This window comes from Archangium primigenium (assembly GCF_016904885.1).
GTDB classification, from domain to species: domain Bacteria; phylum Myxococcota; class Myxococcia; order Myxococcales; family Myxococcaceae; genus Cystobacter; species Cystobacter primigenius.
On the sequence record NZ_JADWYI010000001.1, the window covers coordinates 177512 to 200357 of the forward strand.

Annotated in this window: 18 protein-coding genes; 4 read left to right on the forward strand and 14 right to left on the reverse strand. The window is 67.4% G+C overall.

What is annotated here, in order from left to right:
* Nucleotides 1-61 precede the first annotated feature (61 nt).
* The 6 genes from I3V78_RS00815 to I3V78_RS00840 form a co-directional block, all read right to left on the reverse strand.
* Nucleotides 62-3838: a choice-of-anchor A family protein gene (locus I3V78_RS00815; protein ID WP_204484409.1), complete on the reverse strand. Its 3777-nt coding sequence runs from the start codon at nucleotides 3836-3838 to the stop codon at nucleotides 62-64.
* A gap of 149 nt (nucleotides 3839-3987) precedes the next feature.
* Nucleotides 3988-5856, reverse strand: coding sequence for a hypothetical protein (locus I3V78_RS00820; protein WP_204484410.1), 1869 nt, complete (start codon nucleotides 5854-5856; stop codon nucleotides 3988-3990).
* Nucleotides 5857-5962: 106 nt separating this feature from the next.
* Nucleotides 5963-7147: a S8 family peptidase gene (locus I3V78_RS00825; RefSeq protein WP_204484411.1), complete on the reverse strand. Its 1185-nt coding sequence runs from the start codon at nucleotides 7145-7147 to the stop codon at nucleotides 5963-5965.
* 487 nt (nucleotides 7148-7634) lie between these two features.
* Nucleotides 7635-8165: an IS630 family transposase gene (locus tag I3V78_RS00830; protein WP_204484412.1), complete on the reverse strand. Its 531-nt coding sequence runs from the start codon at nucleotides 8163-8165 to the stop codon at nucleotides 7635-7637.
* Entirely contained in the window at nucleotides 8111-8599 is a 489-nt protein-coding gene (locus I3V78_RS40290) for a helix-turn-helix domain-containing protein (RefSeq protein ID WP_204484413.1), read from the reverse strand. Before I3V78_RS40290 ends, I3V78_RS00830 begins: the two co-directional genes overlap by 55 nt.
* 122 nt (nucleotides 8600-8721) lie before the next feature.
* Entirely contained in the window at nucleotides 8722-10644 is a 1923-nt protein-coding gene (locus I3V78_RS00840; protein ID WP_204484414.1) for a potassium transporter Kup, read from the reverse strand.
* Nucleotides 10645-10774: 130 nt separating this feature from the next.
* On the opposite strand from I3V78_RS00840, the gene I3V78_RS00845 reads away from it, so the two are divergent.
* Nucleotides 10775-11182, forward strand: coding sequence for a hypothetical protein (locus I3V78_RS00845; protein ID WP_204484415.1), 408 nt, complete (start codon nucleotides 10775-10777; stop codon nucleotides 11180-11182).
* An 8-nt stretch (nucleotides 11183-11190) separates the two neighbouring features.
* Here the strand turns inward: I3V78_RS00845 and mtnC are convergent, their stop codons facing one another.
* The 5 genes from mtnC to cra are packed head-to-tail and all read right to left on the reverse strand — an operon-like array spanning nucleotide 11191 to nucleotide 15123.
* Nucleotides 11191-11868, reverse strand: coding sequence for an acireductone synthase (gene mtnC / locus I3V78_RS00850; protein ID WP_204484416.1), 678 nt, complete (start codon nucleotides 11866-11868; stop codon nucleotides 11191-11193).
* A 5-nt stretch (nucleotides 11869-11873) separates the two neighbouring features.
* On the reverse strand, nucleotides 11874-12416 hold the full coding sequence (locus tag I3V78_RS00855; protein WP_204484417.1) for a 1,2-dihydroxy-3-keto-5-methylthiopentene dioxygenase: 543 nt from the start codon (nucleotides 12414-12416) through the stop codon (nucleotides 11874-11876).
* Nucleotides 12413-13033, reverse strand: a complete 621-nt coding sequence (locus I3V78_RS00860) for a methylthioribulose 1-phosphate dehydratase (RefSeq protein WP_204484418.1) — start codon at nucleotides 13031-13033, stop codon at nucleotides 12413-12415. The genes I3V78_RS00855 and I3V78_RS00860 overlap by 4 nt, the downstream gene beginning before the upstream one ends.
* A gap of 11 nt (nucleotides 13034-13044) precedes the next feature.
* Nucleotides 13045-14100: an LLM class flavin-dependent oxidoreductase gene (locus I3V78_RS00865; protein ID WP_204484419.1), complete on the reverse strand. Its 1056-nt coding sequence runs from the start codon at nucleotides 14098-14100 to the stop codon at nucleotides 13045-13047.
* A 39-nt stretch (nucleotides 14101-14139) separates the two neighbouring features.
* Complete coding sequence (gene cra, locus I3V78_RS00870; RefSeq protein WP_204484420.1) at nucleotides 14140-15123, reverse strand: catabolite repressor/activator; 984 nt, start codon at nucleotides 15121-15123, stop codon at nucleotides 14140-14142.
* 139 nt (nucleotides 15124-15262) lie between these two features.
* On the opposite strand from cra, the gene ptsP reads away from it, so the two are divergent.
* Genes ptsP through I3V78_RS00885 form a run of 3 tightly spaced genes read left to right on the forward strand, consistent with a single transcriptional unit; the run spans nucleotide 15263 to nucleotide 20900 of the window.
* The gene (gene ptsP, locus I3V78_RS00875) at nucleotides 15263-18127 is read left to right on the forward strand and encodes a phosphoenolpyruvate--protein phosphotransferase (RefSeq protein WP_204484421.1); all 2865 of its coding nucleotides are present in this window, start codon (nucleotides 15263-15265) and stop codon (nucleotides 18125-18127) included.
* Nucleotides 18127-19092 (forward strand): 1-phosphofructokinase, encoded by a 966-nt coding sequence (gene pfkB / locus I3V78_RS00880; protein WP_204484422.1) that lies wholly within the window; start codon nucleotides 18127-18129, stop codon nucleotides 19090-19092. The genes ptsP and pfkB overlap by 1 nt, the downstream gene beginning before the upstream one ends.
* Nucleotides 19089-20900: a PTS fructose-like transporter subunit IIB gene (locus I3V78_RS00885; protein ID WP_204484423.1), complete on the forward strand. Its 1812-nt coding sequence runs from the start codon at nucleotides 19089-19091 to the stop codon at nucleotides 20898-20900. The genes pfkB and I3V78_RS00885 overlap by 4 nt, the downstream gene beginning before the upstream one ends.
* 25 nt (nucleotides 20901-20925) lie before the next feature.
* Here I3V78_RS00885 and I3V78_RS00890 read toward each other — a convergent pair whose 3' ends face one another.
* From I3V78_RS00890 to I3V78_RS00900, 3 genes are all read right to left on the reverse strand, one after another.
* The gene (locus tag I3V78_RS00890; protein WP_204484424.1) at nucleotides 20926-21498 is read right to left on the reverse strand and encodes a hypothetical protein; all 573 of its coding nucleotides are present in this window, start codon (nucleotides 21496-21498) and stop codon (nucleotides 20926-20928) included.
* Nucleotides 21499-21530: 32 nt separating this feature from the next.
* Nucleotides 21531-21887: a type II toxin -antitoxin system TacA 1-like antitoxin gene (locus I3V78_RS00895; RefSeq protein WP_204484425.1), complete on the reverse strand. Its 357-nt coding sequence runs from the start codon at nucleotides 21885-21887 to the stop codon at nucleotides 21531-21533.
* A 211-nt stretch (nucleotides 21888-22098) separates the two neighbouring features.
* A complete protein-coding gene (locus I3V78_RS00900) occupies nucleotides 22099-22845 on the reverse strand; it encodes a DUF4184 family protein (RefSeq protein ID WP_204484426.1) in 747 nt (248 codons plus the stop codon).
* Nucleotide 22846 lies beyond the last annotated feature (1 nt).

Consider the following 22846-nt stretch of genomic DNA (forward strand, 5'->3'; position numbering starts at 1 on the left):
GCTCCTCCGGGAGGAGCTAGGGTCCCGGAGGGGCACGCCTACTTCGCGAGTACTCCGATGCTTACCGGCAAATGTCCCGCTCGCGCAGCGGGTTGAGATGGCCCGAGGCGTTGTCTCCCGTGAGGGAACGCGCGTAGAGACCGCCCTCCCAGACACCATCCGTGAAGGACACATCCGCCGTGGGCGCAAGCACGGTGCCCTGGAAGCTGTAACTCGAGGTGGTCAACGATGTTGCCTCCGGGAAGTTGAAGAGAACGCCCTTCGCATCGATCCCTCCCACCAGATCCTGTCCCAGGTTGGAAAAGGACACCGCCGTTCCCCGAACGTTGATGACCGCCAGCGAGCCCGCCGGCGCTTCAATACGAATCAATGTCGAGCCTGGAAGCAGAGTGCCCTCCAGGTTGAAGACGTTGACCTCGGAGGAGGTTCCCTTCAACAAGATGGCACCCCAGGAGAGTTCCACCGTCCCGTTCACGGAGAGCGCGGAGAGACGAGATGAGAGAGTCTTCAACAACGTCTCCCTGGCCTCGAAGTCAACTGGCCTTCCTGACGAGACCGTACCGCGAAGGAAGTTGACCGAGTCATTCGCGGAGAAACGGCCGCCATACCGGACATCTCCCCACACACCACCGCGTGAGAGCGAGATGTCTCCGCCCCCGACCAGTACATTGGAGATGTCCGTATCCGGAAGCGATCTACCCACGGAGAAGTCATCGAGAACGATGTTGCCGCCCGCCGCGACCCGGCCCTGGACATAGTGCCCCTGAAGAAAGTCCTTGAGGACAAACAGGTTGTAGTCGCCGAGGCGGATCTGAATGCATTCGCCATCACCGTCCCCGCCGCCCTCGGGAACATCGTGTGCCTCGACGTACACCGAGATGCTCGTGAAGACCGCACCATTGCGAATGGCAATCGTTGCGACCCCAGGGCGCTCCCCGCGCACAATGCCATCGCCCGTCACCGCTACGACCTCCGTATTGGAACTAGAATACACAGTTCCATGAATAGGAGAAGAGATGTCTCGACGGACGCCATCCGCATAGACGCCAAGCACGCGCAGTCGTCGCTCAGCTTTGGGTAAAAGGAGCACGTCTTTGTTGAGCACCTCGACGGCCACCAACGGCGTCTTGAGGTCCACAGAAAGGGAGATTCGCTCCGACCTTAACAACTCGCCCCCATCACCAATGCCCACCGCGACAAGATCAGCAGCACCAACTACCGACGAAGGAACCACCCATTCGAAAACAAAAGGTGCCTGTTCGAGGTAGAGCGTTTGTCCCGCCGCCACGATGTACACCAGCGAAGGATTGAATCCTCCAGTCGGAGTCACGGAGATCGTCACACGCTCACCGGGAGCAACAGGCGCCCTCACCGATGGCGTGCTGATGGCCAAGCCGCGACGCAGCAAAGACTGAAACGCACTGATTCCGCTTCCGACATCAGCCGAAGACCTCAAGCCCTCATGACCCAAAACGGGAAGACCACCCCGCTGTGAACCATTTGCCGACGACAGAACCGGAGCGCCCTTCGTCTTGAAACAACCATAGTCCACGCTCACACGAGCCGGGCTCTCGAGGAACGGAGTGAACTGATTGCCCCCCGCCTGACTGTTCAACAATTCGACGAACCGCGAGGTATGAGCCCGCTCGAACGGAGCCAAATGGTGGGCCGTGAGGCTGTTGCGCGGTGTCGCCAAATTGAATGTCTCGATGAAATTGCTGAACTTGTCAGCCGTATTTCCACCCTTCTGCTCAGACTCGGACACGAACATGTCGAAATCGTCATCACAAAAGACCTTGCTCTTCAGGCCAAAAACGAAATCGCTGTCCTTCACCCCCAACTCGGACTTGGCGTAGGGGTGGTAGACACTCATGCTGGCATACAAGGGCTTCAGCCGGTCCGGGACATAGCCCCACTGCAGAGCATTATCGAACGAAAGCGATCCCACTTTGCCCTTCGTGCTCACCATCAAGTGAGAAGGGATACTCGTCTGGCCAATGCTTCTGACATAAGCGCTCCCCAACGCCAGATCATCTACCGCCGACCCCTCCTCGATACCGATCCTAGAGATGACCAAACCATCCCGAATGTCTTCCCAGTCAACCAAATCCTCCACCCCCCGCCTGTCAGCATCTTGAACCGCATTGCGCATATCCACGATCGCGCTGGCTAATCGCATCCCCAAGTGCGGCGTGTTCACGGAAATGAACCGATTCACATACCCCGTCTTGAAATTATCGCGCGCACGGTACTCCTCGGAGTCAACAAACTTTCGGACGAGCAAACCTCCAGCACCATGAGCGATGACGTCCACCTGACTCACCGCGGCCCCCGCCAAGCGCATGTCCAACAACGCATCCCGTATCGCATCGCGGACAACGGATTGGTTCAAGGGCGAGTGCAGACTTTCGGAATTGTCCTCACGATAGTCCGCGCAAGACACCGCGAAGCGATTGTGCTCGTCCACGAAAAGAGGAAAAACATTCTTCCACGAGACGCAGCCCGCCCAGACATCAGGAACGATGACCACCGGAGGACGAATCACGGACAAAGCCAAGACGCCTTCGAAAGCCATTACCGTGGGAGGCTCCGCATCGAAGTACCGCGCCACGATGTTCACGTCCCGCCTCGACTTCTGCGCGCACTCTCCTTCCGGGCTATTACAGAAGTCCTCGGGACTGGTGTACACCGCGAACGCAAAGTACTGGGCCCCCACTGGAGTGGCAGGCACGTTCACCCGAGTGTCCGCGGGACTGGTCCTGCCGACATCGACAAGCGTCCCACTCTGCGTGCCTCCGATTTCGGGCAAGGAGAACTCGACTAGGCCAGGGCCTGGAACCTCGACGCGAAGAAGTATTTCCGACACTCCATCGGCTGCGACCTCGCTCACGGGCTTGCCCTTTCCCACCAGACGCCTCACATCTGAAAAAGTGTGTCCCGTCGTGACATCAATCAGTTCCGGATTCGGATTCACGGCTTCAATGACCGAGAGGGTGAAGTTATCGAGCACCACCGTGGAATCCAGGAGTCCGTCACCCGAGTCGCGGATATCGAAAACCAGCGTGACGACACCGGTGCTCTCGACCTTGAAGTTTGCCTTCTGCAAACCCGTCATCCCCGCGTCCGCGAAGATCTGGATTTGAGGTAGATAATTTGGAGGAAACGAGTCAAGACCTTGAGGATCATCAGCCATCAAGAACTCGAACCCGGTTCCCCCTGCTCTTGTCTCGGAAACATCATAGAAAAATGAACTGTCCACCGAGGCATACGCGACTTGCCTGCGCCCATTCGCATCCGTCAGATTCACACTGAACGCGTCATTATAGTCAGATCCGACGTATTCGGGAGATTCCGCGCTCAAGAAGTGGTAGTCGAAAGAAATGCGGTGACTCCCCTTGGGCACATTGAGCTTGAGTTCGAGCGTCACGGCATCGCCATCGAACCCACTGGGCGCGAAGTCCGTTCCTGGTTCGGGTAGTGCTCCGTCATTCATGACGAGGCCTGTACTCAGCACGGCCAATGACGTCCCCTTGCGCGGCTTGATGACACCGTAATTATCAGCAATGATTGTCGCTCGCGCGTCCGAGCTCACGAGCCGCGCACTGGCAATCAGTTCCTTCGGAATGTCCAAGGCCGCGGCCACGTTCAGAGCATCTACCGCCGTCCGCGAGGCACCGTCCGCCTCGACGACCAGGTTGTTGCTTGCAAAAGCCCTCCGCTTGGAGACGGCAGCGGTATTGGATCCACTACGCGCTCCCGGCTCCGAACGGCCTGGGCTGTCACATGCGGCTACCGCGCACAACGCAATCCAGAAAACAGTCAGTCTTGTCGACTTCATCGTCTCGACTCCATGACAACCAAACACTCAGGACGGCTTGAGCGAAGAGCGTGAATAGAAATAAAATTGGCCATCCGGCAGGACAGCACCGGATGGCCAAACGGTTTTCTTGAGGACCGGAGCGCCCACGGATGAGCGCTCCCGGTGGCCTACCGCTTCCCGACAGACAACAGGTAGTCCCGATGCCACTTCGCGGGCAGCAAGGCCAGCACGTCACCTTGCGTACGGGGCGATTGCGCCATGAACTCGTACTTCGTCTGGATTTGACTATCGCCCACCAGGAAGCCATTGGCGTACATCACGGTCTGCTCGTCCGAGAGGGCCTTCTTCTCGTCGGCGGTCCCCAACCTGAGATTGAACACCTTGCCGGTGTACGCATGACGCTCCACAAGCACCAGCTTACTGGGCCCGGTCTTCGTCATGACAACGTCCCCCTTGCGCAGATCCTTGGCCTGAACCATTCCACGGGCCACGACCTGGATGGGATGCATCTCGGTCATCGAAAGGACGCGCGCAGCCTCGTCCTTGATACGAACCATAGGGGAGCGCTCTATACCGCTCGACTTGTCCATGACCGTCAGCGAGGACCGCGCCGAGTTGGAGATCAACGCGCCTGACTGCACAGACTCGATGGCCGCCGCCTCCCCTGAGGCCAGCTCAATCATCGTGCCTTCGGCGAGACAGCTGTTGAGGATGGCCATCTTCTTGAACGAATAATCCCGACGAATCAGGGCATCGTTGGACAAGGTAATGGACGAACTGTACTCCGTGCTTGAGTTCGTCGCCCCGACGAATGGCAGTTTGATAATCGCCACCATCTTGATGTCTTCGCCCGTCAGGCGGCAGCCCTTGCCAAAATACACGGGATTGATGCCCGAAAGGTCCCACGAGAACCGACTTTGTCCCTCGTCCACACGAACACTATTCCAAAACTGCTTCATGCCCGCGTGCAGGGTATTGGGCTCGATGAATTCACACCCCCCCCCCGTCGGAGTGAAGATCAGCCGGATGGATCCTGCGTCATCCCGATGACGGTTCGCGTTCAGATCGTCTCGAATCGCCTGGATCTTCCGTACATCGAACAGGTGCTCCTTCTGCACCCGCACCGAGCCCTTGAAAGGCATCACCACCATGTGAGCCTCCGTAGGAGGCACACGGTAGTCGCAATCGTCCCCTCCCCGGTCCAGACACACAAAAATGGTGTTCTTGTTGTCGAGGTTCTTGAGATCGACGGGGTGATCGACGATCAGATCATACCATTTCGGAGGACCAACGGAGGGGGCGGCGCTTCCAATCTCGGAGTAGACGAACGAGTCCGTGAAGCCAGTCACCGAGTCCTCCATCTTGTAGGACGAAACTCGATACAGACGACCACGGGTCCGGTCCAAATAGCTAACGGCATTCGCCACAGTATTCTTGCCGTTGTTGAAATCCTCCGTCTGAGATAGGTCGCCCAGGGGAAAACCGCCAGCGTCGGTATAGCTCACGTCCACGTACGTGTAATATGCGCCGCGTGGGTAGGTGGAACTCGCGGAGCCCGCGCCCTCGTTCGGACGGCTCGGATCACTCCCCGCGCTTGCCGCCGAAATGAAGTGCATCTCTTGAAGATCCGATGCTTGGGAGAGCCCCTGGTCCTGCTGGGGCAGGAGGCCCGTCTTGTAACCTTTGGCCAAGTGGAGTTGGCGCCGCTCCTCCACGGACTGGAACAATTGTGGTGAGTTCTCTGGCGTCTTACCCGCGAGCTTGAGCCGAGCCATGGCGAACCGGTGCTGTTGGGGGTCCGCGAAGTTCAAACGAATACGCACGTCCGGCCGGGTCAGTGAATGCACGTAGCGCTGATCAGCCATGTACAGCGAGTATTCCGACGGAGTCAGTCGGCCATAATCGCCGAGTGATTTCTCGCTGTAGCCCTGAGCCGCAGATTGCGCCGCCTCATCCGTATTTGCTCGACAGGAAGCAAGCAGACTCAAACACGTGACACCTACCGCGCCCAACAGGTAGCTCCGATTTCGCATCATCCCCTTGCCTCTCTTGATCAACAATCAGACGACCGTGTTCTCACACCACAATCAACAGCGCGTCCTGATACGCACACAACAAAGCCGCCACATCCAGCACGTGATCTCACCAAGACCCAGGCATGCGCTTCTCCGTGAGTCCGCAGTAGTCATTGCCCTGGCTCAGGTCACTGAAGAGCAATACATTAGGAATTCCCTTGGGGTCACCCACACAGTAAAGGCTGGCAGAATCCTGGAGTCCGGACCTGACATGAGCAGGAGTCGCGTCCAGGTAGGCACTCAAGTACAGCGCCGAAGTTCCAGCGACGTGTGCGCTCGCCATGGACGTACCACTCAGTGACCGAGTAGACGCGGAATCACCAATCCAGGCGCCAAGAATGTCTGTCCCTGGAGCAAAAATGTCTACACAGCTTCCCCAATTCGAGAAGCTGGCGCGCCTGTCCTCTTCGTCAATGGCGGCGACGGTGATAACGTTCGCCGCGCCCGCAGGCGAGTTCTCGCACGCATCACGGTCCTCGTTACCCGCAGCGGCCACAAATGTAACGCCCCGCGTCACCGCATTTTCCAGGGACTGATTCAGTGCAACGCTCACCGCACCGGTCACGCTCATGTTTGCGACGCACAGTCTCTTAGCCAGACAATCACGATGAACGAAGTCCACTCCAGCAAGGACGCCAGACAAGGAGCCCCTCCCCTGACAGTCCAATACGCGCACTGGATGGACAAGCGTCTGATTGGCCATGCCATAAGCCGTTCCCGCCGCGGAACTACTCACGTGCGTGCCATGGCCGTTGCAGTCTTCGACGCCCAGACCGTCGTTGATGGCTGTAAATCCTCCATCAAGTCGGCCCGTGAACTCAGTGTGCTTCGTATTGATTCCAGTATCCAAGACATACAGGTGGACGCCAGCGCCAGTCCGGCCGTGATCGTTGTACAGTCCATCCCGTCCGCTCCGCTGATCCACCCTGTCTACGCCCCACGCAGGGCTCTCCGACACGGCGGCCAGCTCGAAGAACTGACTTTCCTCGACATAGGCCACATATGGATTGCGGCGAATCCAATCCAGGGCCATGTCGTCCAGGTGCGTAGCGAAGCCAGACACAACCGCGTACTGGTACAGCAGTCGATTGGGTCCTCCAGCCTGCGACACCCAATCCGAGACCGACTCCGTGGCGGCCTCCGGCAATCCCGGAACAAAGACGACAATGTACTCGCCTGGAATACGAGTCTTCGGCGGTGCATTGTGGAGCGGAGCGAAGTAATCGTCCGGTACGGGAGGACGAGGCACCATGGGCGCCTGAATTTCATTACACCCTAGACTCCACCCAAGCGCCAACACCCCCCACCATGCAAGAGAGTCGTGGCGCCTCAATCCCCATGAACGCCATCCTATTGCCCTGATTGGTACGGTCTTGTCCGCTTGTACGTCGATGGGCCCACCGAAAACCACGGGCAGGAACAGACGGCTCGCCGCACGAACGGCACCCCCAGTCAAACCGCTCCACAACCAGTTCAAAGACATGGGCGCTGAGGAACCCCTGTCCGCGCAGCGGCTCCATCTTTTCAGTATCGAATTCATCGTTCGCTACTGAAGAGTCGTGCCGCAGGCCCTCTATGCAGTATTTCTCGTCTTCCAGGATTGCTTCAATTTTGCATTGAGGCGAGGCATCAGCGGAGCGTGCACCCTCGAGCGACAGCCCGGCTCACGCCGGACGCTGCACACCACGCGCAGGGTGATGTCATGGGCGAGAGCACACAACCCCACGCTAACGCCGAGATCAGTTGAGCTGAGGGAAGGAAAGGCAGTGGCGGAACCAGGCGGAGAGCTTCGCGAGGGAAGTTGAGGCGCGAAGCCGCCGCACGGTCTGGCGCAGGTCAGCCAAAGCGCGAGGCTCAAGGCGGCGCAGATGCCGCTTGAGGTCCGCCCACCACAGCTCGATGGGGTTGAAGTCAGGGCTGTAGGTGGGCAGGTACACCACGCAGGCGCCCACGGCCGCGATGGCCTGGCGTACGCCCCGCACCTTGTGGGCGCCCAGGTTGTCCATCAGCACGATGTCTCCGGGCCTGAGCCACGGGCAGAGCCGCTCACGCACGAAGCTCAGGAAGACAGCACCGTTGACGGCTCCGCGGTGCGTCATCAGCTTGGGGCGGCTGTCCAGGCGGATGGCACCTATCAGGGTCAGGCTCGTCCACCAGCCGCCCGGACGCAGACCCACGGCGCGCTCACCCACGGGGGCCCAGCCGTACTCGCGCGTCATGCAGGTGTTGCAGAAGGACTCGTCCAGGAAGACGAGTCGACGGGCATCCACGAGGCACAGCAGGGCGGCGATAATCCTACGACGCCAGAGGTTGGGGGGCGCGTCACGCTCGGTGGCGACGAGGGACTTTTTTTGTGTGAGAAACCCAGCCGGTGCAGGGCGCGCTGAAGCGAGGGGCGGCTGGTGACGACGCCCGTGCGCGCCTTCAGCTCGCGGAGCAACTCCCGCACGGTGGCCCCCGGGCGCTCGCGCACCAAGCGCTTGAGTTGCTCGGCCACCGCCCCTCGCAGAGGCGAGAAATTGCCACCCCCTCGCGGCCGGGGCGTGACGTCGCCCGTCTCCCGATGCAGCCGAAGGACTCGGCTGACCGTGGCTTGCGCTACGCCCAGCAGGTGGGCGATGCGCGCGTAGCTCATGTCCTCCTCGTGGAAGGCCCGAACAATCGCCTGCCTCAGCTTCTCCGGGGTGGCCTGACCGACGCTCATCCCCTCAGTTGGACATGACTTCTGAGGTCATGTCAATCGAGCCTTGGGTTAACGGCGGCCTCGACCCCGCTCACGCGGGGGAGGCTAGGCGCCGGAGGACGGGGGTTACTCGAAACCGGAGGCTACAGTTCCACCTGCGCGCCCAATTCCACCACACGGTTGGGCGGGATGCGGAAATAGGACGTCGCGCTGCGGGCATTGCGGCTCATCCACGCGAACAGGGCCTCGCGCCACATGGCCATGCCGGGCTTCTTGCTCGGGATGAGCGTCTCGCGGCCCAGGAAGAAGGACGTGCTCATCAGGTTGAACTGCAGCCCCTTCTCGCGCCCCCGCTTGAGGATGTCCGGGATGCTCGGGTTCTCCATGAAGCCGTAGCGGCTAATCACCCGCACGAAGCCCTCCTCCAGCCGGATGACCTCCACGCGCTCCTCGGGCGGCACGTGCGGCACGTCCTCGGACGCGATGGTCAGCAGCATCACCTGCTCGTGGATGACCTTGTTGTGCTTGAGGTTGTGCAGGAGCGCGGGCGGCGTGCCCTCGGGGTTGCCCGTCATGAAGATGGCCGTGCCCGGCACGCGCACCGGCGGATGGTCCCCGAAGCTGCCGAGCAGCTGCTGCAAGGGCATGCTGCTCGTGCGCAGGCGCGTGGCCAGGATGTCGCGGCCGCGCTTCCACGTCGTCATCAGGGTGAAGACGCACAGCGCCAGCACCAGCGGGAACCAGCCGCCCGCGGCGATCTTCACCGCGTTGGCTCCGAAGAAGGACAGGTCCACCAGCAGGAACACGCCCGCGATGGGCAGCGCCACCGCGCGCGACACGTTCCAGCGCTCGCGCGCCACCACGTAGGCGAGCACCGTGGTGATGGTCATGGTCGTCGTCACCGCGATGCCGTACGCCGCCGCCAGGTTGGTGGAGGACTTGAAGCCCATCACCAGGAGGATGATGCCCACGAGCAAGGCCCAGTTGACGCCCGGCAGGTAGATCTGCCCCTGGGCCTCGGCCGAGGTGTGCACCACCTCCAGGCGCGGCGTGTAGCCGAGCTGGATGGCCTGCTGGGTGATGGAGAACGCCCCGGAGATGAGCGCCTGGGCGGCGATCACCGCCGCGCCCGTGGCGAGCACCACCAGCGGGTAGAGCGCCCAGTCCGGCGCCAGGAGGAAGAAGGGATTGCGCGCGGTGTGCGGATCGCGCAACAGCAGCGCCCCCTGCCCCATGTAGTTGAGCATCAGCGCGGGCAGCACCAGCGAGAACCACGCCCACTTGATGGGCCGCACGCCGAAGTGGCCCATGTCCGCGTAGAGCGCCTCGCCGCCCGTCACCGACAGGAACACGCCGCCGAGCACCAGGAAGCCATGGCCCCGGTTCTCCAGGAAGAAGCGCACGCCCATGGTCGGCGACAGCGCGCCGAGCACCGCCGGCGTCTGCACCAGTTCCTTGAGGCCCAGCACCGCGAGCGCCACGAACCACACCACCATGAAGGGCCCGAAGATGGCGCCAATGCCCGCCGTGCCCCGGCGCTGCAGCAGGAACAGGCCCACCAGGATGACGATGGCCAGCGGCCGGATGTAGTCCTCGAACAGGGGCGTGGCCACGCTCAGGCCCTCCACCGCGCTGAGCACGGAGATGGCCGGGGTGATGAGGCCGTCGCCGTAGAGCAGCGCCGCGCCAAACAGGCCCAGGGTGACGACCACCGGGCGCACCTTCACCTCCTCGCCCCGCTTGCGCTGCATGGCGAGCGCCATGAGCGCGAGGATGCCGCCCTCGCCCCGGTTGTCCGCCCGCATCACGAACACCACGTACTTCACCGACACCACGACGATGAGCGCCCAGAAGATGAGCGACAGGACCCCGAGCACGTTGTCGTGCGTGGGCGCCACGCCGTGGTCCCCCGTGAAGCACTCGCGCAGGGCGTACAGCGGGCTGGTTCCGATGTCCCCGAAGACGATGCCCAACGCCCCCACCGCCAGCGCGGCCACGCGCTTGCGGCCATCGGGTGCTTGTGGCACCGAGGGAATGGAGGTCGACGAGGGAGGAGAGGCGGTCATAGGACGCCCCCTCTAGCCCAACCCTGGCCCGCGCACATCACTTCGTCGTCCTCGCGTCCCCCTGGATTCCAGCCACAGTGGAAACCGGGGCACTCCAACCCCATCCGCCGTTCTCTCGGGAGGCCAAGTCATGAGCGGCGAACAGTTCTTCTGTGCCTCCTGCGGCTACAACTCCAACGACAGGGTTCGCTGTAGCCATTGTGGTCGGGAGATCGACGACCTGTACGAGCAACCACCCCCCTTCTGTCCTCCCCTCGCGGGCAAGCTCACCCTCCCCCTCCACGACCCCACGGACGCCGAACGCGCCTGGAAGGACGCGGCGGACGTCTGGCGGCACGAGGAGCAGACCCAACCCGATTGGGGCATCCCCCGCCAGTTGGAGCTCTTCCTCACCGCCGCGCCCACCGTGGTGGTGTACGGCATGGACTACATGGAAAGCGCCCTCTCGTTCGAGGAAGTGACCCACGAGGACTGGCCCTTCCGGCGGTCCCCCTACCAGTTGCCCCGCCCGCCCACCGTGCCCCGCGCCAAACGCTGAGCCGGCGCTCACACCGCGAGGTCGTCGAACGAGCGCGCCACCGGGTGCGGCCCCGGGTCCACCTCGGGGCCCTCGCCCCGCATGACACACGTGGTGCGCAGCCCCGAGGCCGCCGCCGCGTCCAGCTCCGCCCGCACGTCCGACAGGAAGAGGATCTCCCCCCCCGGCAGGCCCAGCTCCCGGGCGATGGCCGCGTAGGACTCGGGCTCCTTCTTGCCGCCAAGGCCCGTGTCGAAGTAGCCGCGGAACAGCGGTGTCAGGTCCCCATGCGCCGTGTGCCGGAAGAGCAGCATCTGCGCGTGCACCGAGCCCGAGGAGTACACGTACAGCCGCAGCCCCCGGGCGTTCCACTCGCCGAGCCGCCGCACCGCGTCCTCGTAGACGTGGCCCAGGAAGTGCCCCTCGCGGTAGCCCCGCTCCCAGAGCAGGCCCTGCAGCCCCTTGAGCGGCCCCACCTTGCGGTCCTCCCGCATCCAGCCGAGCAGCACCTCCACGAGCCCCGCGTCGTCCAGGCCGCCGCCCGCCGCCTGCCGCGCCCCCTCCAGGAGCCGCCGCACCTGGGGCGCCTGACCCTGCTCGCGCACGAAGGCCGGCAGGTGCCGCGCCGCGTAGGGAAAGAGCACCTCGTGCACGAAGGACAGGCTGGACGTCGTGCCCTCGATGTCGGTGACGATGGCCCGGAGCATGGGGCTCACTCGAAGCGCGGAAAGCGGCTGGCGATGTCGTGGCCTGTCGCCTTCGCCACCCAACCCGCCGTGTCCGTGAACAGGCGGATGACGGTGAAGTGCGGCTGGGGGCCCATGTCGAACCAGTGCGGCGTCCCCTCCGGCACGCTCAACAGGTCCCCCTTCTCGCACAGCACGAAGTAGACGCGCCCCGCGGTGTGGATGCTGAAGAGCCCCTGCCCCTCCACGAAGAAGCGCACCTCGTCCTCGCTGTGCGTGTGCTCGTGGAGGAACTTCGCCCGCGCCGCCTCCCGCTGCGGGTGGTCCGGCACCATGGAGAGCACGTCCGCGGAGCGCAGGCCCCGCTCGCGCATCAGCCGCTCCACCGAGTCCTGGTAGGCCGCGAGCACCTCGTCCTGGCTCGCGCCCGGGCGCAGCGCCTGGCGCGCCTCCCAGCGCTCGAAGCGGATGCCCACCGCGGCGAGCTCCTGGCGGATGGCCTCGAAGTCCCGCGTGTGCACCCGGGCCCGGGCGCCATCGCCCTCGTCGAACACCCTCAACTCACTCATGCGCCCAGCCTCCTCATCTCCAGCTCGCACGCGAGCAGGAACTCGAACGCCTCCACGTGCCGCCGCGCCTCGGCCACCGTGCGGCCCCAGGTGTACAGGCCATGGCCCTCGATGAGATAGCCCGGCAGGCCGGGGTGCGCGTCGAGGTACGCCTCCACCCGCCCGGCCAGCCGGGGGATGTCCTGCTCGTTGCCGAAGACGGGCACCTCCAGCCGCGCCGTGTGCGACCCCACCCCCGGCAGCGCCTTGAGCACCTCGTAGCCCTCGAGCACCACGGCCCCCGGGCTCTTGCGCGAGAGCACCGTGGCCGCCAGCGAGTGCGTGTGCAGCACCGCGCCCACGTCCGCCAGGCGCCGGTAGAGTTGCAGGTGCAGCGCCGTCTCCGCCGAGGGCTTGCGCCCGGGGGTCAGCGCCGCGCCCTCCCCGTCCACCACCAGGAAGCCCTCCGCGTCCAGCTCGCCCTTGGGGGTGCCGGACACGGTGATGAGCACCCGGCGCGCGTCCAGCCGGGCCGAGAAGTTACCGGCGGTGGCGGGCACCCAGCCCCGCTCGAAGAAGAAGCGGCCCGCGCGGGCGAGCTCCTCCGCGCGGACCCGTGCGTCCTGCTCGCGGTCCATGACCGCGCACTCTACACGGTCCGCCGCGGGGGCGCTGGCTCGGGGGTGGCGCCGGGCGCGGGCACGGCGAGCGCGGCGTCGAGCTCGGCGCGCAGGCCCGCGACGAGCTCATAGGAGCGCAGCCGGGCCGTGTGGTCGTAGATCTGCGCCGTCACCATGAGCTCGTCCGCGCCGGTGCGCCGCACGAAGCCCTCCAGGCCCCGGCGCACGGTGTCCGGCGTGCCCACGAAGGCGCACGACATCATGTGCTCCAGCCGGGCGCGGTCCAGCTCCGTCCAGCGCCCCTCCATGCTGTCCACGGGCGGCTGCAAGAGCCCCGGCGTGCCGCGCAGCAGGTTGACGAACTGCTGCTGCAGCGAGGTGATGAGGCGCTGGGCCTCGCGCTCCGTGTCGGCGGCGAAGACGTTGACGCCGAGCATGACGTAGGGCTTCTCGAGCGCCGCCGAGGGGCGGAAGCGGGAGCGGTACAGCTCAATGGCCTGGCCCATGTGGTCCGGCGCGAAGTGCGAGGCGAAGGCGAAGGGCAGGCCGAGCGCCGCGGCGAGCTGGGCGCTGAAGAGGCTCGAGCCGAGCAGCCAGATGGGCACGTCCAGCCCCGCGCCGGGCACCGCGCGCACGGCCTGGCCGGGCTGGGCGGGGCGGAAATAGGACTGCAGCTCCATCACGTCGTCGGGGAAGGAGTCCGGGCCGCTCAGGAGCGAGCGGCGCAGGGCCTGGGCGGTGCGCTGGTCCGTGCCCGGCGCCCGGCCGAGCCCCAGGTCGATGCGGCCCGGGTAGAGCGAGGCGAGCGTGCCGAACTGCTCGGCGATGACGAGCGGGGCGTGGTTGGGCAGCATGATGCCGCCGGCGCCCACGCGGATGGTGGAGGTGCCTCCGGCCACGTGGCCGATGACCACGGCGGTCGCCGCGCTGGCGATGCCCGTCATGTTGTGGTGCTCGGCGAGCCAGTAGCGGTGGAAGCCCCAGCGCTCGGCGTGCCGCGCCAGGTCCAGCGTGTTGCGAAAGGCCACCGAGGCGTCGGCGCCCTGGGTGATGGGGGAGAGATCGAGGACCGAGAGGACGGGCATGGGCCCTTGCCTAACGGGCCTCCCCCCTCGCGGCAACGCTCAGTCGCGGCGCTTGAGCGCGCGCGCCACCACCTGACAGCCCGGGGCATAACTGCCGCGCACCGCCTCCAGCGCGCGCGTGAGCGTCACCTCCGCGATGCGCTCGTGCTGCTGGGGCAGGGAGTTGACCTTCACCGGCAGGAAGTCGAGCAGGCGGTCATCCCCGAACGTCGCCATGCGCAACGCGCGCGGCAGGCCGCCGGGCAGCTCCAGGAGCGCGTCCAGCACGCCCTGCATGAGGGTGAACGAGCTGGTGACGAGCGCGTCCGGCAGGCCGTGCACGGCGAGGAAGTCGCGCATCAAGCCCGCGCCCGTCTCGCGGTCGTAGCGGGGCCCGGACAGCTCGTGCACGCCCGGCACCCGGCCCTCCACCGCGCGCCGGAAGCCCTCGCGCCGCTCCAGCGTCACCGCCAGCGAGGCCACCGCGTCCAGCCACACCACGCTGCGCGTCTTCTCGTCCACCACCGAGCGCGTGAGCACCTCCGCGGAGGGCCCGTTGTCGCTCACCACGCAGACGAAGCGCCCGGGGTCCAGCGCCCGGTCCACGCCCACCACCGGCAGGCCCGCCGTCATCAGCCCCGCGTAGAAGGGGTCCTCGGGCGGCAGGGCGCTCGCCACGATGAGCGCGTCACAGCGCCGCGCGCGCAGCATCAGCGCCAGCTCGCGCTCGGTGGCCGGATCATCCTCGGAGCCGACGATGAGCAGCTGGTAGCCCTCGCGCCGCGCCCCGCGCTCGAACAGCTTGGCCAGGCGCGCGTAGCTCGCGTTCTCCAGGTCCGGCACGATGAGCCCGAGCGTGCGGCTCGCGCCCCGCCGCAGCGCCGCCGCCTGGGCGTCGATGCGGAAATTGTGGTGCTCCACGACCGCCATGACCCGGGCCGCGGTCTGGGCGCTGATGCGCCGCGCCTCGGCCTGGCCGTTGAGTACATAGCTGGCGGTGGTCCTCGAAACCCCCGCCAGGCGGGCGATATCCGTCAAAGTCATCGCGACGTCCTCACTTCCAACACCCTCTCCCGAGTCGGCCCCTGAATGGAAATTCGCGGCGGCCCTCGGCTATTAGAACGCAGTAGGTGACACGATTCAGCCACATGGCTATAAGTAGAGTCCAAGGAGACCCCTACAGATGCTAATGCTGACGCGGGAGGATGTCCGGCTCGGTTGCCAGGCCGTTGACTGGCGAGGCGCGTTGGAGCAGGCGGCGCGGGCGTTGGTCGAAGCCGGTCGGGCAGCCCCCGAGTACGGCGAGGGGTTGCTCGCCCGGGAGGCGCAGTCGTCCACGTACCTGGGCAAGGGCATCGCCATTCCGCATGGTACTCCGGACAGCCGCCGATTCGTGCGGTCCACGGGGGTGCGGGTGCTGCAATTTCCCCAAGGTGTCACCTGGCATGACGGCGCGCGGGTCCACCTGCTGGTGACGATCGCCGCGCAGTCCGACGAGCACCTGGACATCCTGCGCCAGCTCACGCGGGTGCTGGACCGCGAGGGCGTGGCCGAGTCCCTGGCGCGCGCCACGAGCCCGGACGAGGTCATCGCCGCGCTGTCCCGGGCGCCGGTGGCCGCGCGGCTCGACGCGGAGACGCTCTGCCTGGGCCAGCCCGCCAAGGACCGGTGGGAGCTGGCACTGGCGGCCGCGGCGCGCCTGCGCCACGTGGGCTGCGTGGACGCGGGCTTCGTCGCCACCGTGGCCGGCCAGCGGCCCGTGCCCCTGGGCCAGGGCCTGTGGCTCGTGTACGGCACCACGGGCGTGCTCGCCCCGGCGCTCGCGCTGGCCACCCCCGACAAGCGCCTGAGCGACGAGGGCGCGGACGTCACGGGCGTCTTCTGCCTCGCCGCCCAGGGGGACACCCACCGGGCGCTGCTCGAGCGACTGGACGGGCTCATCGCCCGGGGCGACGGCGACAAACTCCTGGGCCTGCCCGCCGAGGGCATCCTCTCCCGGCTGGCCGGGGAGTCGGCGAAGGCGGAGACGGCGCGGGTGCGGCTGCTCAACGCGCACGGCCTGCACGCGCGGCCAGCCCGGGCCCTGGTGCAGGTGGCCCGCGAGCAGCCGCTGCCCGTGCGCCTGCGCCTGTTGGAGGGCAGCGCCGAGGCCGTGTCCGCCACGAGCCTCAGCAAGGTGCTCGGCCTGGGCGCGCGCCGGGGCCAGACATTGGTGTTCTCCGCCGAGGGCGAGGGCGCGGCGGGCGTGGTGGCCGCGCTCGTCACGGCGGTGCGCGGTGGCCTGGGCGAGCCGGTGACGCCCCTGGAGGAGGCACGCGAGGAGGCCGCGCCCCGGCCCCCGCCCGTGGCGCCGCGCGAGGCTCCGGCGCCCCTGCCCGCCGACGAGCCCCTGACGGCCGTGCCCGCCGCGCCCGGCCTCGCCATCGCCCCCGCCTACGTGGTGCGGCCCCTGGAGTTCCGTTACCCCGAGCGCGCCCCGGACGCCGCGCGCGAGCGCTCCCGGCTGGACACCGCGCTGAGCGGCGCCCGGAAGCAGCTGGGCGCCATGGTGCAGCGCACGGTGGGCAACGAGGTGGCGCAGATCCTCTCCGTGCACCTGGAGATGGTGGAGGATCCGGCGCTGCGCGACTCGGCGGTGGAGGCCATCGGCGAGGGCGCGTCGGCCGAGGCGGGCTGGTGGCGCGCCATCGACACGGCGGCGCGCACCCAGGAGTCCCTGTCCGACCGGCTCCTCGCCGAGCGCGCCGCGGACCTGCGGGACGTGGGCCGGCGCGTGCTGGGCCTCCTGTGCGGCGTGGAGCTGCCCACCCCGCCCGAGCACCCCTACATCCTCGTCGCCGAGGACGTGGGCCCCTCGGACGTGGCGCGCCTGGACACGTCCAAGGTGCGGGGCCTCGTCACCGCGCGCGGCGGCGCCACGTCCCACAGCGCCATCCTCGCCCGGGCGCTCGGCATCGCGTCCGTGGCGGGCGCGGGCGAGCGCGTCATGACGCTCGCCTCGGGCACGGAGCTCATCGTGGACGGAGAGCTCGGCCGCGTCATCCCCGCGCCGAGCGCCCAGCGCCGCGAGCGCACCGAGCGCAGAATCACCGAGCAGGAGGCGCGGCGCCAGGCGGCCCACGGGCGGCGCCACGAGGAGGCGCGCACCCAGGACGGGCACCGCGTGGAGGTGGCCGTCAACCTGGGCAGCACCGCGCACACCGCGGACGCCGTGGAGCGCGGCGCCGAGGGCGTGGGCCTCTTGCGCACCGAGTTCGTCTTCATGGCCCACCCGCAGGAGCCGGACCTGGCCACGCAGATCGCCGAGTACAGCAAGGCCTTCGACGCGCTCGGGGGTCGGCCGCTCGTGGCGCGCACGCTGGACGTGGGCGGCGACAAGCCCCTGTCCTACTGGCCCATGCCCCAGGAGGACAACCCGTTCCTCGGCCTGCGCGGCATCCGCCTGACGCTCACCCGGCCCGAGGTGATGGAGACGCAGTTGCGCGCCCTGCTCACCGCCGCCGGCACGCGCCCCCTGCGCATCATGTTCCCCATGGTGAAGGACATCGAGGAGTTCCGCGCTGGCAAGGCCCTCTTCGACCGGGTCCAGGCGCAGGTGAAGGCCGCGGACGTGCAGCTCGGGGTGATGATCGAGGTGCCCTCGTGCGCGCTGCTCGCCCCCACGCTCGCGCGCGAGGTGGACTTCTTCTCCATCGGCACCAACGACCTCACCCAGTACACGCTCGCCATCGACCGGGGCCACCCCGAGCTGTCCGCCCAGTCCGACGCGCTCCACCCGGGCGTCTTGCAGCTCATCCGCCTCACCGTGGAGGCGGCCCACGCCCATGGCCGCTGGGTGGGCGTGTGCGGCGAGCTCGGCTCGGACCCGCAGGCCATCCCCGTGCTCGTGGGCCTGGGCGTGGACGAGCTGTCCGTGAGCAGCCGCTACATCGCCCTGGTGAAGGCCCGCATCCGCGAGTTCACCCTGCCGCGCGCCCGGGAGCTGGCCGCGCTCGCCCTGCAACAGCCCACCGCCGCCGCGGTGCGTGAAGTCCTGGAGACCGCCTGATGGCCCGCGTGCTCACCCTCACCCTCAACCCCGCCCTGGACCTGGCCCTGTGCACCGGGCCCCTGCGGCTGGGCGAGGTCAACCGCACCCAGAGCACCCGGCTGGACGCCGCGGGCAAGGGCATCAACGTGGCGCGTGTGCTCGCCCGGCTGGGCCATGCCGTCACCGTGTCCGGCCTGCTCGGCGCCGACAACCAGACCGCCTTCGTGCAGGCCTTCGCCACCTGCGGCCTCACCGACGCCTTCATCCGCATCCCCGGCGAGACGCGCATCAACGCGAAGATCTCCGAGCCGGACGGCCGGGTGACGGACCTCAACGGCCCCGGCGCCCGCGTGCCCCCCGCCGCGCTGGAGGCCCTGCTCGAGCGCCTGGAGTCCCTGGTCACGGGGCTCGACGCGGTGGCCATCTCCGGCAGTCTGCCTCCGGGCGTGGCCCCCGAGCACCTCGCCGCCCTCATCACCCGCCTGCGCGCGCGCCAGGTGGCCGTCTGGCTCGACACGAGCGACGCGGCGCTGGCGGCGGGCCTCGCCGCGCGGCCCTCGGGCGTCAAGCCCAACGACGTGGAGCTCGCCGCGTGGGCGGGCCATCCGCTCGACACCCCCGACGCCCAGCTCCAGGCGGCCTTGAAGCTCAACGCCTCGGGCATCGACGACGTGCTCTTGTCGCTCGGCGCGGACGGGGTGCTGTGGGCGTCGCGGGGACAGGCGCTCGCCGCCACCCCGCCCGCCGTCTCCGTGGTGAGCACCGTGGGCGCGGGGGACACCCTGCTCGCGGCCACCCTGCACGGCGTGCTCTCCGGCTGGAGCCGCGAGCGCACCCTGGGCTTCGCCACCGCGCTGTCCGCCGAGTCCGTGCGCCACATCGGCCTGGGCGAGCCCGACGCCCCCGACTTCGAGCAGCTGCTGCACGCCACCCAGCTCCGCGACCCGACCGCGGAGCGCCGCCCCGGGGAGAACCACCCATGAACGTCATCCTCATCACCGCCTGTCCCAGTGGCGTGGCCACGACGTTCCTCGCGGCCCGGGGCCTGGAGCGCGCCGCGGCCCTGCGCGGCTGGACGAGCGCCGTGGAGATGCACGGCCAGCTCGCGCCCGTGAAGCCCGTGGACCTGGCCACGCTCGGCGCGGCGGACCTCGTCGTCGTCGCCGCGAGCGCCCCGGTGGACCTCTCGCGCTTCGCGGGCAAGCGCCTGTACCAGGCCCCCATCGCCGAGGCCCTGCCCGACCCCGTCGCCTTCCTCGCGCGCGCCGAGTCGCTCGCCCAGCCCTACACGCCCGTGCCGGTGGCCCCGGCCGCCGCGCCCGTGACGGCCGCGACGCCCTCGGGCACGCCGCGCATCGTCGCCGTGACGGCGTGCCCCACCGGCGTGGCCCACACCTTCATGGCCGCCGAGGCGCTCACCCAGGCGGGCCAGGCGCTCGGCTACCCCGTGCGCGTGGAGACGCAGGGCTCGGTGGGCGCCCGGGACGCGCTGACGCCCGAGGAGATCCGCGCCGCGGACGTGGTCATCCTCGCCTGCGACATCGAGGTGAACACCGCGCGCTTCGCGGGCAAGCGCGTGTTCCGCACGTCCACGGGCGCCGCGCTCAAGAAGTCCCAGGCGACCATCCGCGAGGCGCTGGAGAAGGCCTCCGTGCTCCAGGGCGCGGCGGGCGGCGCCACCGAGGCCGCGGCTCCGGCCGAGAAGAAGGGCGTCGGGGCGGGCATCTACAAGCACCTGCTCACGGGCGTGTCGTTCATGCTGCCCATGGTGGTGGCGGGCGGCCTGCTCATCGCGCTGTCGTTCGTGTTCGGCATCGAGGCCTTCAAGGAGAAGGGCACGCTCGCCGCGGCGCTGATGGAGATTGGCAGTGGGGCGGCGTTCAAGCTGATGGTGCCCTTGCTCGCGGGCTACATCGCCTATTCCATCGCGGATCGGCCGGGCATCGCGCCGGGCATGGTGGGCGGCTACCTCGCGAGCACCCTGGGCGCGGGCTTCCTCGGCGGCATCGTGGCGGGCTTCCTCGCGGGCTACACGGCCCTGGCGCTCAGCCGGTACGTGAAGCTGCCCACGGGCATGGACGCGCTCAAGCCCATCCTCATCATCCCGCTGGTCGCCACGCTCGTGACAGGGCTGGTGATGGTCTACGTGGTGGGCACGCCCGTGGCGGCGATGCTGGCCTCGCTCACCACGTTCCTCAAGACGATGGGCACGGGCAACGCGCTGCTGCTCGGGGTGGTGCTCGGGGCGATGATGTGCTTCGACCTGGGGGGCCCCATCAACAAGGCGGCGTACGCCTTCGGGGTGGGCCTCTTGTCGGAGAGCACCTACGCGCCCATGGCGGCCATCATGGCCGCGGGCATGGTGCCGCCCATCGGCATGGGGATCGCGAGCGTGCTGGCGCGCCGCAAGTTCTCCGAGCCCGAGCGCGACGCGGGCAAGGCGTCCATGGTGCTCGGCCTGTGCTTCATCTCCGAGGGCGCCATCCCCTTCATGGCCAAGGACCCGCTGCGCGTGATTCCCACGAGCCTTCTGGGCGGCGCGCTCACCGGGGCCTTGTCCATGTACTTCGGGGTGCAGCTCATGGCGCCGCACGGCGGCCTGTTCGTACTGCTCATCCCCCACGCGGTGAACCACGTGCTCGCGTACCTGTTCGCCATCGCCGTGGGCTCGCTCGTCACGGGCGTGAGCTACGCGCTGGTGAAGACGGGTCAGGCGGAGCTGCCCGGCGCGGCAAGCCCTAAGGACAAGGGCTGGCGCGGGAACAAGGGCGCCACGGTGGGGCAGAGCTGAATCGCATCCGCGACGGCCACAGCGATTACCGAGATGCCGCCACGTAGGACGCCCGGAGTGTCGCGAGCGTCACATAGAGCCGCTGAGGCCACCGGTTGGCTTCAGCCTCGGCGCGAACGAGCGGCGCATAACCACGATCCGCGTAGAACTTCGCCGCCTGTGCGTCCTTCGCATCCACGATGGCGAGCAGGCCGCCCGCCTCCGCATTCACCCGGAGAATACGGCGGTGGGCGTCGTCCAGCAGGTGCTCTCCAACGCCCATTCGCTTGCACCGCTCATCGCGGGCGAGCCGCCCAACGAGAAACGCGCGGATGGGATAGTCGGGCAGCCGTTTGATGATGGGCGCGGGCAAGGTGCCGCGCTCCACCTGCGTCATGGCCAGGGTATAGAAGCCAAGCACGAGCGGCAGTCCAGCCGCGTTCTCGGGTCGTGGAAGGACCCACGTGCGGTTCTCCTCACGCCGTCCCTGCTGCGTGGCGTACTGACGAAAGAAGACGTTGAGGGCTTCATGCTCGCAGCGAAAGCCGCTGGCCGCGTCCGTGCTCGTGATGGGCCGCAGGTCATCGAAGCGCGACAGGCCGCTGCCGGGGGTTCTCATGAGAACGTCTCGTTCCAGTCCTCGACCAGAAGTCAGCGAGACTTGCGCTTCGCGAGGGCGCGAAGGCGCGGCGAAGGCTTGGCCGGCTTCTCGAGCTCGTCCACGAGCCGGTCGAAATCACTGTCGGGCAACACGATGCGCCGCTCATCTCGCGCGCTCCACTCCAGGCGGGTGAGCGAGGGGGAGCTGTACTCGAAGAGGACCTTCTGCTTCTCGTCCACGATCGCCACGCGATGGCCCTGTCGCGCTTCCAGGACAGCCTTGGCGAAGAACCCAAGAGCCTCCTTGATGACCTCGGACGTATCGATCTCGAGCACGGTCCGGAGTTGTTCGAGCTGCGTCTCGAACGGGGCGGGCAGCGTCGCCTGCAAGCGGTAGGACGAAGACATGAGCGGTACCTCCAGAGCGCGAGTCGACGACGGGACAGCAGCCAGAAGCTGAGTGAATTCTGACTGACTTCGTACTGACTATCTACTCACCCCAGAGGGGTTTACAACCCTCCGTGGCAGGCATGCTCGAAGGGGAACACGGGTGACCGAGACCCCACGAGGAGGTACACCCGAGCCACAAGCGCCTGGCTGCCTGGGCGGGACTCGTGAATCATCCCCGCCAGCGCACGAGCCCGCACCCGACCAAGAGGCCCGCGAGCCCGCCGGTGAACGTGGGCCAGAAGGCCCACCACACCTGGGCCTCCAGCGCGCCCATGGATTCGTAGTGCGACAGCCGCAGCAGGAGCCCCACGCCTGCGCCCAGCAGCGACGGTACGAGCAGTCGCAGGAAGTCCGCGCGTGAGCCCCCCGGCACCGGGGTCAGGTGGGGATAGCGCCGCGCCAGCACGCCCAGCACGAGCACCGAGCCGATGATCGACGACGTGTGCTGCAAGACGCGCGAGAGCAGCAGCTCCTTGCCGAACAGTGTCACCCGCACCGGGCCGTAGAGTTCCCGCGCGGGCCACATGCGGTAGTGGGTGAAGCCGTCCCAGAGCACGTGCGTGCAGATGCCGAGCACCAGCGCCCCCACCACCGCACCCCACCCGAGCACCGTCCGGGGCGGCGGCGTGGCCCCCGCGAAGCGGCCCCACTGCACACCCCGCCACTCGGGCAGCCCCCTCCGCAGCGCGGGCAGCACCAGCCCCTGGAACGTCATCAACACCGCGAGCCCCACCGGCACGCCGAACAGGAAGCACTCCGGGAAGAGGTGCGACAGCCTCCGCCCGGGCATCAGGTGCACGTACGAGAGGTCCGGCGTGCACGCGCCCACCACCAGCGCCGCGCGCGCCCAGCCGCTCGGGAAGCGGCGCCAGAAGGGCAGGATGGCCGCCGCGTGCGCCGGCAGGGTCACCGGCATC

Bases quoted from the DNA above. Each gene is read 5' to 3' on its own strand.
- I3V78_RS00815 (WP_204484409.1), bottom strand. From the start codon at position 3,838: ATGAAGTCGACAAGACTGACTGTTTTCTGGATTGCGTTGTGCGCGGTA.
- I3V78_RS00820 (WP_204484410.1), bottom strand. From the start codon at position 5,856: ATGATGCGAAATCGGAGCTACCTGTTGGGCGCGGTAGGTGTCACGTGT.
- I3V78_RS00825 (WP_204484411.1), bottom strand. From the start codon at position 7,147: ATGGTGCCTCGTCCTCCCGTACCGGACGATTACTTCGCTCCGCTCCAC.
- I3V78_RS40290 (WP_204484413.1), bottom strand. From the start codon at position 8,599: ATGAGCGTCGGTCAGGCCACCCCGGAGAAGCTGAGGCAGGCGATTGTT.
- I3V78_RS00840 (WP_204484414.1), bottom strand. From the start codon at position 10,644: ATGACCGCCTCTCCTCCCTCGTCGACCTCCATTCCCTCGGTGCCACAA.
- I3V78_RS00845 (WP_204484415.1), top strand. From the start codon at position 10,775: ATGAGCGGCGAACAGTTCTTCTGTGCCTCCTGCGGCTACAACTCCAAC.
- mtnC (WP_204484416.1), bottom strand. From the start codon at position 11,868: ATGCTCCGGGCCATCGTCACCGACATCGAGGGCACGACGTCCAGCCTG.
- I3V78_RS00855 (WP_204484417.1), bottom strand. From the start codon at position 12,416: ATGAGTGAGTTGAGGGTGTTCGACGAGGGCGATGGCGCCCGGGCCCGG.
- I3V78_RS00860 (WP_204484418.1), bottom strand. From the start codon at position 13,033: ATGGACCGCGAGCAGGACGCACGGGTCCGCGCGGAGGAGCTCGCCCGC.
- I3V78_RS00865 (WP_204484419.1), bottom strand. From the start codon at position 14,100: ATGCCCGTCCTCTCGGTCCTCGATCTCTCCCCCATCACCCAGGGCGCC.
- cra (WP_204484420.1), bottom strand. From the start codon at position 15,123: ATGACTTTGACGGATATCGCCCGCCTGGCGGGGGTTTCGAGGACCACC.
- ptsP (WP_204484421.1), top strand. From the start codon at position 15,263: ATGCTAATGCTGACGCGGGAGGATGTCCGGCTCGGTTGCCAGGCCGTT.
- pfkB (WP_204484422.1), top strand. From the start codon at position 18,127: ATGGCCCGCGTGCTCACCCTCACCCTCAACCCCGCCCTGGACCTGGCC.
- I3V78_RS00885 (WP_204484423.1), top strand. From the start codon at position 19,089: ATGAACGTCATCCTCATCACCGCCTGTCCCAGTGGCGTGGCCACGACG.
- I3V78_RS00890 (WP_204484424.1), bottom strand. From the start codon at position 21,498: ATGAGAACCCCCGGCAGCGGCCTGTCGCGCTTCGATGACCTGCGGCCC.
- I3V78_RS00895 (WP_204484425.1), bottom strand. From the start codon at position 21,887: ATGTCTTCGTCCTACCGCTTGCAGGCGACGCTGCCCGCCCCGTTCGAG.
- I3V78_RS00900 (WP_204484426.1), bottom strand. From the start codon at position 22,845: ATGCCGGTGACCCTGCCGGCGCACGCGGCGGCCATCCTGCCCTTCTGG.